This window comes from Roseofilum sp. (assembly GCF_982964205.1).
Window position 1 is genome coordinate 1 of sequence record NZ_CEZBFX010000165.1, and the last position, 8637, is coordinate 8637.

The 8637-nt window shown below is 44.5% G+C and carries 7 protein-coding genes; 1 reads left to right on the top strand and 6 read right to left on the bottom strand.

Annotation, left to right across the window (positions count from 1 at the left end; all coding sequences use genetic code 11):
- Window positions 1-194 precede the first annotated feature (194 nt).
- From AC3A14_RS23160 to AC3A14_RS23170, 3 genes are all read right to left on the bottom strand, one after another.
- Window positions 195-2375: a sensor histidine kinase gene (locus tag AC3A14_RS23160; protein WP_318731314.1), complete on the bottom strand. Its 2181-nt coding sequence runs from the start codon at window positions 2373-2375 to the stop codon at window positions 195-197.
- A gap of 91 nt (window positions 2376-2466) precedes the next feature.
- Window positions 2467-3219 (bottom strand): transporter substrate-binding domain-containing protein, encoded by a 753-nt coding sequence (locus AC3A14_RS23165; RefSeq protein ID WP_318731313.1) that lies wholly within the window; start codon window positions 3217-3219, stop codon window positions 2467-2469.
- A gap of 234 nt (window positions 3220-3453) precedes the next feature.
- A complete protein-coding gene (locus AC3A14_RS23170) occupies window positions 3454-3789 on the bottom strand; it encodes a hypothetical protein (RefSeq protein ID WP_318701849.1) in 336 nt (111 codons plus the stop codon).
- Window positions 3790-3832: 43 nt separating this feature from the next.
- Here AC3A14_RS23170 and cdf31 point away from each other — a divergent pair, with 43 nt between their 5' ends.
- Window positions 3833-4726 (top strand): CDF family zinc efflux transporter Cdf31, encoded by an 894-nt coding sequence (gene cdf31 / locus AC3A14_RS23175; RefSeq protein WP_318731312.1) that lies wholly within the window; start codon window positions 3833-3835, stop codon window positions 4724-4726.
- Between the two features lie 395 nt (window positions 4727-5121).
- Here cdf31 and guaA read toward each other — a convergent pair whose 3' ends face one another.
- The 3 genes from guaA to AC3A14_RS23190 form a co-directional block, all read right to left on the bottom strand.
- The gene (guaA, locus tag AC3A14_RS23180) at window positions 5122-6729 is read right to left on the bottom strand and encodes a glutamine-hydrolyzing GMP synthase (protein WP_318731311.1); all 1608 of its coding nucleotides are present in this window, start codon (window positions 6727-6729) and stop codon (window positions 5122-5124) included.
- A 118-nt stretch (window positions 6730-6847) separates the two neighbouring features.
- On the bottom strand, window positions 6848-7972 hold the full coding sequence (gene cbiD, locus AC3A14_RS23185) for a cobalt-precorrin-5B (C(1))-methyltransferase CbiD (protein WP_318731310.1): 1125 nt from the start codon (window positions 7970-7972) through the stop codon (window positions 6848-6850).
- A gap of 26 nt (window positions 7973-7998) precedes the next feature.
- Window positions 7999-8286 carry a hypothetical protein gene (locus AC3A14_RS23190; protein ID WP_318731309.1) on the bottom strand — a complete coding sequence of 96 codons (288 nt, stop codon included), beginning with the start codon at window positions 8284-8286 and terminating at the stop codon, window positions 7999-8001.
- Window positions 8287-8637: the final 351 nt, after the last annotated feature.

Genomic DNA, 8637 nt, shown 5'->3' on the forward strand with positions numbered 1-8637 from the left:
CGCAATCTTTGAAGTTAGGCTTTCTGTTTCCATCGTCGCGGGTGGGTCAGTGACCAATTCCATTATACTGCAAAGCCGTCCTACAAGGACAGGGTTTTCAACCCATTTTTCTGATAAACTCTTTCCCGACTTTCTCCACTCTTGCCTGCTAGAGCTGTAGAAGACTTGCCCTAACTCAGACCCATTTAAAATTTTTAATTGATATAACCCAATTTTATCGGTAATCTGATCAAAAATTCTGCTCCTTTTCCAGGGGTAGAGTTGCAGAGTAGTTCGCCCTTATGTTTCTCGACAATAATTTGATAGCTAATGGAGAGACCTAAACCGGTTCCTTGTCCGACGGGTTTGGTGGTGAAAAAGGGATCAAAAATAGAAGATATAACCGATTCGCTAATTCCTGGGCCATTATCAGCAATACGAATTTGCACCCGATCTTCTGAGAGGTCTTGGGTTTCAATCCATAGGGTGGGATTGATGATATTGGGTTCAGATAGGGCATCTATGGCATTTTCTAGGATCTGGAAAAAAACTTGATTGATTTCACCAGGGTAACAAAAAACATTGGATACTCTGGTATAGCTTTCAATAACTTGAATCGATTGTAAATTCGCTTGCAAAATCATTAAGCTGTTCTCTAATCCATCTTGGATATTGACCCATTTTTGATCGGATTCATCCAAGCGGGAAAAGCTACGCAATCCTAACACGATTTTCTGAATGCGATCGGCTCCACTTTGCATAGAGATCATTAGGTTTTGAAAATCTTCGACAATAAAGTCCAGGTCTATTTGTTGTATTTTTTGATGGATTTCATTGGTGGATTTCGGATGCTGTTTTTGATAGAGTTCAATCAGCTCAATCAATCCTTCTAGATATTCTTTGGCATGGGGTAAGTTGCTGTAAATAAAACTGATGGGATTATTGATTTCGTGGGCGACTCCGGCAACAATTTGACCTAAACTGGACATTTTTTCAGTTTGAATGAGTTGGGATTGTGTTTGCTTGAGTTCTTGCAGGGCTTGCTCGGTTTTTTCTTTGGCGAGTTTGAGGGCTTCGGTGCGTTTTTCGACCCGTTCTTCTAAGGTTTGGTTGGCGGTTTCTAAGGCTTGGAAAGAATGGCGCAGTTGTTGGGACATTTCGTTAAAGGAACGGCGCAAAGTTTCTAATTCGTGCAGATAAAAGTGGGGTAAGTGTTGATTGAGGTTGCCTTTGGCGATCGCTCCAGTGGCTTGAATAAGCTGATGTAAGGATTGGCTAATCCAATGGGAGGTTCTTAAGCCAAGTAAAATGGACACGAAGAGGGCGATCGCACACAATTGTATGGTAATCCACGTATTAGCGTTGATTTGCTCCATAAAATCGGCTTCTGGAACCACCACCACAATGATCCAATCAATGCCTTGGGCATTCTGAAAGGGGGTGACTTGTAAAAATTGCCGCTCTCCTTCAAGCAAAAACGCTAGATTTTCCGTGGTTGCCACATTTTTTAAAGTGTCAAATTCTTCTTGCAGATATTGGGCAGAGGATTGAATGAGGCGATCGCTGGTATTGGTGGCTTGAATTCTGAGGGTTGTGCCATAGGTGACCAGAAACGGGCGATCTAGGGTGGAACTGGCGACTAATAAGCCGGAACGCTCTAAAATAAAGGCTTCTGCCCCTGGACTAATATCTAAGGTTCGTAAAAAATCACTGACTTCTGAGAGCCGAAATTCCGCGCCGAAAACGCCTAAGAGTTTGCCGATTTCGGTATAAACAGGTTGATTGACGCTGGTGGCTAAGGTTTCTGAACCGAGGTGGGTGTAAATGCCTCCCCAAGTCGCTTTTCGGGCTTGAATGGCATTCTCATACCACACTTCTAGGCGGCTATCGTAGTCTGGGGTGGAGGACAAGAGCTGCCCCTGTTCTCGATCGCCATTTAATTGATAGGTTTCTAGGGTTTGCTCTGTGTCTGGATTGGCTAAGGATAGCACATATCCATCCGGCGATCGCTCTAAGCCTAAAAATTCTCCCTGCTCGCTACTAAACTTAATCGCACTAATTGATTCAAATGCTTGTAATTGCTTGCCAAAATAGGTTTGCAATTGCTGATAATCTTGGAGACTGAGTAAGTTGAGGTTGACAGCATCCTGATTAATTTGATTGACTAAATATAAATCATGAATATAATTAGCAAGTTCCTGCTCAATGCGAGCAGTGATTTCCTGATGGAGTTGGGTAGTGACTTGACTAATCGCTTTTTGTCCATTGCGGAGGGAGAGCCAACCAGTTAAACTAACAGCTAAGGAAACTTGCAGCACAAAGGGCACAACTAAAACAACCCGTAAAGATAGTTTACGAGGCAGGAGAGCAGTCCAAATTTTGAGACGTTTAAGCATGGGAAAAAAAGGATATCAAGTTCCCTCCCAGACGTTGGAATGAGTTTTGAGTTTTGATCCAGAATACTGCTGTAAAGTGAGTGGGGTTGAATTAGCTGAACCATTTCTGGATCAGTTCTTTGATTTTTCCAGTCTCTTTCATTTCGGTTAAAACTTGATTAAAGGATTCGGTATAGGCAGAACCTTTAGGGAGGGCGATCGCCGATCCACTTGATTCAGTGTCAAAGGGCTGGGTAAAATCTAAATCTGGGTTTGCGGAAGCATAGCGCTCCGCTACCGTGGACTCGATAACTGCTGCATCTAGGGTTTTTGCTTTCACCTCTTGGATAATTTCGCCAATTTTGTTGAACTCGACTAAGTCAATCCCGGTAATCTTTTGAGCTGCATCTGCCTGAATCGATCCCCCTTGCACCCCCACCCGCTTGTCTTTTACATCCTCTTTGAAGTTTATATTTGCCCCTCTAGGCATGAGAATAATACTGGAAGCTTGATAATAGAGATCCGTAAACTCCACCTTGGCTTGGCGCTCTGGTGTAGGAGACATGCCCGCCATCACAAAATCCACTTCATTGTTTTCTAGAGCAGGAATGAGGCGATCGAAGTTCATATCCTCAATTTTCAGCTCAAAATTAAGGGACTTGGCTAAAGATTGGGCAATGTCCACATCAAAACCAATAATCCGTTCTTCTCCTCCTGTACTATCTTTAAATTCATAGGGAGGATAATCGGCAGAAGTTCCCATAACTAAAGTCGTTGAAGTGGGGGTTGGACTACAAGCGGAAAAAATCAGTACACTAAAGAAGGCTGTTACACTGAGAATGAGAAAGGTTTTGATGGATTTCATGGAAGAGGTAAGTAATGGGTAATGAGTTTTGAGTTTTGAGGATAGGAGAGACCAACCTATTATTATATCAAATATCAGAACGGCTCATTACCCATCCCTGCTAGGACGGTTCTTCAGGACTTATTAGACTAAACGGTTAAGGGGTGACGTAAAAAATTGCCAATTCATCTGAAATCGTTAAAAATGGTTTTCCCATTACCCATTACTGATTACCCTTCTGCTGCGCCAAGCGCTCTATCCCAAATAGGCATTGAGGTCTTCAATCACACGGGTAAGTTCCGCTTCGGTACTTAGGCGCAGGCGATCGCTTTTCAGAGTCACTAACACCTTAGCTGCAAAGGGACTTGCATAAATATTAGGATTACAAAATATCTCTAGGAAAACGTCCCCATTATGGCGATATTCCATCGGTGCTTGAGGCTGTTTCCGTCCTGGAGTCACCGGTTGTGCCGCCAAAGTTTTGAGCCGATCCATCAATTGGTTAATTTCCGCTTTCAGGTTTTGGGCAGCTTCAGGAGTAAAATTAAAGGACACAGATCCTTGGGCAAAGTTAAGAGTTAGTTGGGTCATACATCTATAAACCGGATCAGACTATTGTCTATCCTAGAAGATAATGGTTACAGATATTCGCTCTAAAGTCCGTCAAGTGTTGTTCATTACGTTAGGACTCAATCTACTGGCGTTATTGATTAAAGTCCTCGTGGGCTGGAAAACTGGCTCACTCAGTTTATTAGCCGATGCTCTTCATAGTGTCACCGATAGTGCCAATAATATCTTGGGATTAGTCGCCAATCACTTTGCCTCTCCCAAACCCGATCGCGAACATCCCTATGGACATCAGAAATTTGATGCCATTGGCGCTTTGGGAATTGCCGCATTTTTAGGGTTTGCTTGTTTTGAAATTGTCTCGAGTTCCCTCGAGAGTCTCACCTCTCAAGGCGATCCTCTGACGATTGAATTTCAAGATTTATGGATATTACTGATTGTTTTGGGGATTAATATTTTTGTCGCCTTTTATGAACGAGCCGTCGGTCAACGCATTGGCAGTGGTATTTTAGTTGCGGATGCCAAACATACCATGAGTGATGTTTGGGTGACGATTATGGTTTTGGGGGGATTATTGGGAGTGGTTTTAGGCTATCCTCTTTTAGATGTGCTATTAGCGTTTCCCGTGGCTCTATTGGTATTTTATAGTGGTTGGGAAGTTCTCAAGGATAATTTACCCTGGTTAGTGGATGAAATGGCGATCGCTCCGGAAGCCATTCATGATACCGTCATGGAAGTTCCAGGTGTGCTAAACTGCCATGATATTGCCTCACGGGGAATTGTTGGCCGGCAAGTCTTTATTGAAATGCATCTGATTGTCGATGCGATCGATGTGGCAACTTCCCACGAAATTACCGAAGCAGTAGAAGCCCATTTACAGGAAAAATATCACCCCGTTCGGGTTCTCATTCATGTAGAACCTCCCGATTATCGCTCCAACCAAATTACGTTTCAACCGTAAGCGAATCCTTGAGAATTACTTTGGGTTTTCCACAGAATCACCTAGAGCGATACCCCCTAGGGAATAGGGAATAAGGAATAGGGAATAGTTTATGATAGCAAGGTTTCAAGATAGATTGGTGTCCCAACTTATATTTTACTCCGATCTATTTTTCCACAATTTACTCGTGTTTTTCCACAGGTTTAGGGCGATAGATCCCCATCATCTGCCCATCGGATTAGAGGGAAAAGAGGGGAGGATCGGCGAGTGTCATCCGTTAATAGCATTACTCTTTAAGGTTGCTATTAATTCCGGTATCTGGTGTATCCCCTCTTCTGGGGTATGAATCATCTGTAGCAAACATCTAAGGATTTGATATTAATTGTCTTCCCCATTACCCGCCAAAGGGCTAGATTTTATTCCCATTCAATCGTTCCAGGAGGTTTGGAGGTAATATCATAAACCACCCGATTTACCCCTTTCACTTCATTCACAATACGATTAGAAATGGCTTCTAAGAGATCGTAGGAAACCCTTGACCAATCCGCAGTCATGCCATCTTCACTGGTAATAAAGCGCAATACCACGGGGTGAGCATAGGTGCGTTGGTCTCCCATTACTCCAACACTGCGAATGGGTAAAAGAACGGCAAACGCTTGCCAAAAGTCATGATAAATCCCTCGCTTGCGAATTTCATCTCGGACAACAAAATCCGCATCTCGGAGAATGTTTAGTTTGTCAGCGGTGACTTCTCCGAGAATGCGAATGGCTAAACCTGGACCGGGGAAGGGATGACGTTGGACAATTTCTTCTGGGAGACCAATGGAGCGTCCGAGTTTGCGGACTTCATCTTTAAACAGTTTTCTCAGGGGTTCAATCAGCTTAAATTGTAGGTCTTTGGGTAGTCCTCCCACGTTGTGATGGCTTTTAATTTTGACGGCTACCCGTTCGCCGGTTTTCGGGTCCATGTTGGTATCGGCCGATTCAATCACATCGGGGTAGAGGGTTCCCTGAGCGAGATAATCAAAGGGGCCTAAGCGTTTGGATTCTTCTTCAAAGACGCGGATAAATTCATGGCCGATACGTTTGCGCTTGACTTCGGGATCGCTTACTCCTTCAATGGTTTTTATGAAGCGATCGCGGGCTTCGATATATTCCACATGAATATGGAATTGTCCTTCAAACATTTCTATCAAGGATTCGGGTTCGCCTTTTCGCATAAATCCTTGGTCGATGAACATACAGGTGAGTTGATCGCCGATCGCTTTATGCAGTAAAAAGGCTAAGGTTGAAGAGTCAACTCCTCCGGATAGGGCGAGTAATACCCGTTGATCGCCCACTTTAGCGCGAATTTCCCGGATGGACTCTTCCACAAATGCTTCTGTTGTCCAAGTGGGTTCGGCATCACAGATATGATAGACAAAGTTGCGAATTAGGGCGATACCGCCAATCGAGTGAACCACTTCGGGATGAAATTGTACGCCATAGAGTTTCCGCTCGTGATTGGCGATCGCCGCACAGCGCGTATTATTAGTATGGGCAAGAATTTCAAATCCTTCTGGCAGAGCTAAACAGGAATCTGCATGACTCATCCACATGGTGTTGCCATTATCTACGTTAGTAAATAAATCCGTGGGATCGTCAATAAACAGGGCTGCTTTTCCATATTCACCCCGTTCTGCTTTTTCCACTTTACCGCCTAATTGTTGCACCATCAATTGCATCCCATAGCAAACACCCAGAATAGGGATACCCATGTGGAAAATTTGGGGATCGCACTGGGGCGCTCTCGGAGCGTAAACTGAGTTGGGTCCACCAGAAAGAATAATGCCTTTAGGATTAATCCTTTGAATTTGTTCTACAGGGGTTCGATAGGATAGAACTTCTGAGTAAACTTGGGTTTCTCGAATTCGACGGGCAATCAGTTCAGAGTATTGGGAACCGAAATCGAGGATAACGATCATTTGGCGATTCAAGGCGCGAATCGGAGGTGTAGGAAGAGAGGTTTGGGTTTGCACAGTCATAAGCAGTGGTCGATGCGATCAATAACAGGAATACAAGACTTTTAGTTGTGCGTAGGGCGAACTGAAGGCAAGTGCCCGCTCGTCGTAGGGGTGAATAATGATTGATCTTTTCAGGGTATCACAAGAGCGAACCTCTGATGTTTATATTTTCGCATGAGTGAAGAATAATCTGGCGATCGCGATCAAAGAGAACGGAGCCAACGGTTACCTGTTGCTGGGTTTGCTTATAGATATAGGCCCCAGATCGGCGATCGATTTGGGTCACGATTTCCCCATAAACTCGCTCGACCCAGTTTTCCCCTGATTCCTGTTCCCACTGACGCAGTTGCTCTAAGCCTTCTTGTACGGTTTTAGCACTCAATAGAGCGTGTAATTTGTCTCCTGGCAGACCGACCTTTGCCCCATAAGCGGTTAAAATTTCTAAGCGGCCATCAGCTAGATCGTGGTGCGTATGGAAAATGCCCCCCGCTAACTTAATGAGTTTGCCATGATAGCCCCATAAAATAATCTCCTTAACCTGTTGCGCTCCTGCTTCCGCTAACATGGGGCCTAACCAATTGGCTGTTTTGACGATTTGTTGGGGATCGATACCCTTTTGTTGAGCTAAGGCTAAACCATTTTCACCTAAGCAGAAAAATAGGCGATCGTGTTGCTGCGCTTTTTCCTGTAAAATTCGTCGAAATTGGCTTAACTGTTCCGGAGAACTCAAAGGTTGAGAAATACCTGTCGTTCCCAATAAAGACAATCCTTCCACTATTCCAAAGGCTTCTAGAGAGGTACGTTTGGCTAAATTCCGTCCTTCCGGAAGCACTAAAGTAACGCGAATGCTTTGATTGGGGGATAATTGCGATTTAAGATTGCGATCGAGTAGTTGCCGAGCATAGCCATAAATGGCTGCTTTTCCTTCACGATCCACCTGTTTCCCAATTCCTTCTCCTCCTTCAATTTCAATCCGATTCTCAGATTCTGATGCTGTCGTGGATAAAGTTTCGACTAACGCCCAAACGGGAGTATAACGGGTCAAATCCAGATTATCACCCGGGTCACTATGACTGATCCCCAAGGCCATTCTAGGTCGAATTCTGGAGACTTCGGCGATCGCCACATTGACCGTTTCGGCAGGATCGATTAAATCTAGAGATACACTCTCGATCTCTTGTGTCCCATTTAAACACTTCAATGCTGCCACCGCTGAAGCAGCCGCAAAGACAGGTAAGGTATATCCAGGGCGAGGTGAACTCAAATCTTTACTTATCTATAGGGGTCAAACTAACAAGCAGGAAGGGATTTGAACCCTATGCTACCATATATATTGTCCTCATCTATGGCTTGAATGCGATCGCGCTTCTGGCGATAGGCCTCTAGCGCAAGTTGTTCGATGTTATTAGAATTATTCATGGTTTTCCCCTGCTGGGTTGTACTGTTCGCAGAAGAGAAATCCCCCTGAAACTTTCCACTCTGTAATGGTGCGAAACTTGCGCCAAAGAGGATGGGGCAAGTTTCGCACCATAACTGGATAAATTTCTTCCCCACTTCTTGGCGCTGCTTGAGGGGCATTCGCCTCAGCCCTTGTTGCAGATAGCCATGTATTTGAGCGTCTGTATCTCCTCAGAATTCGAGGATCTTCAAATCGATAGAATACGGCGATCGGCTAATGCCTAAATTCCCCCTCACTTGGGTGTTTGGGACGAAAATTTCTACTACATTCATGTGCCTCTGGGTAGCCACCAATTGGCAAAACAGTAGCAAGACGGTGGCTGTCCACTGCTTTGCTACCGCTCAGATTAGAGAATTAATCAACCTGAGTTCGGGATAAGGGGAGAAGGAACAATGATGATTGGTTGGGCTTGAGGGCGAGATCTCTTTGGGGGACTAGTCCCCCAAACCCCCTACTGGGGAACGAGAGCG

What these genes read in the sequence shown, in the direction of transcription:
- AC3A14_RS23165 (WP_318731313.1), bottom strand. Translation starts at nt 3,219, where the DNA reads ATGAAATCCATCAAAACCTTTCTCATTCTCAGTGTAACAGCCTTCTTT.
- AC3A14_RS23160 (WP_318731314.1), bottom strand. Translation starts at nt 2,375, where the DNA reads ATGCTTAAACGTCTCAAAATTTGGACTGCTCTCCTGCCTCGTAAACTA.
- cdf31 (WP_318731312.1), top strand. Translation starts at nt 3,833, where the DNA reads ATGGTTACAGATATTCGCTCTAAAGTCCGTCAAGTGTTGTTCATTACG.
- guaA (WP_318731311.1), bottom strand. Translation starts at nt 6,729, where the DNA reads ATGACTGTGCAAACCCAAACCTCTCTTCCTACACCTCCGATTCGCGCC.
- AC3A14_RS23190 (WP_318731309.1), bottom strand. Translation starts at nt 8,286, where the DNA reads ATGCCCCTCAAGCAGCGCCAAGAAGTGGGGAAGAAATTTATCCAGTTA.
- AC3A14_RS23170 (WP_318701849.1), bottom strand. Translation starts at nt 3,789, where the DNA reads ATGACCCAACTAACTCTTAACTTTGCCCAAGGATCTGTGTCCTTTAAT.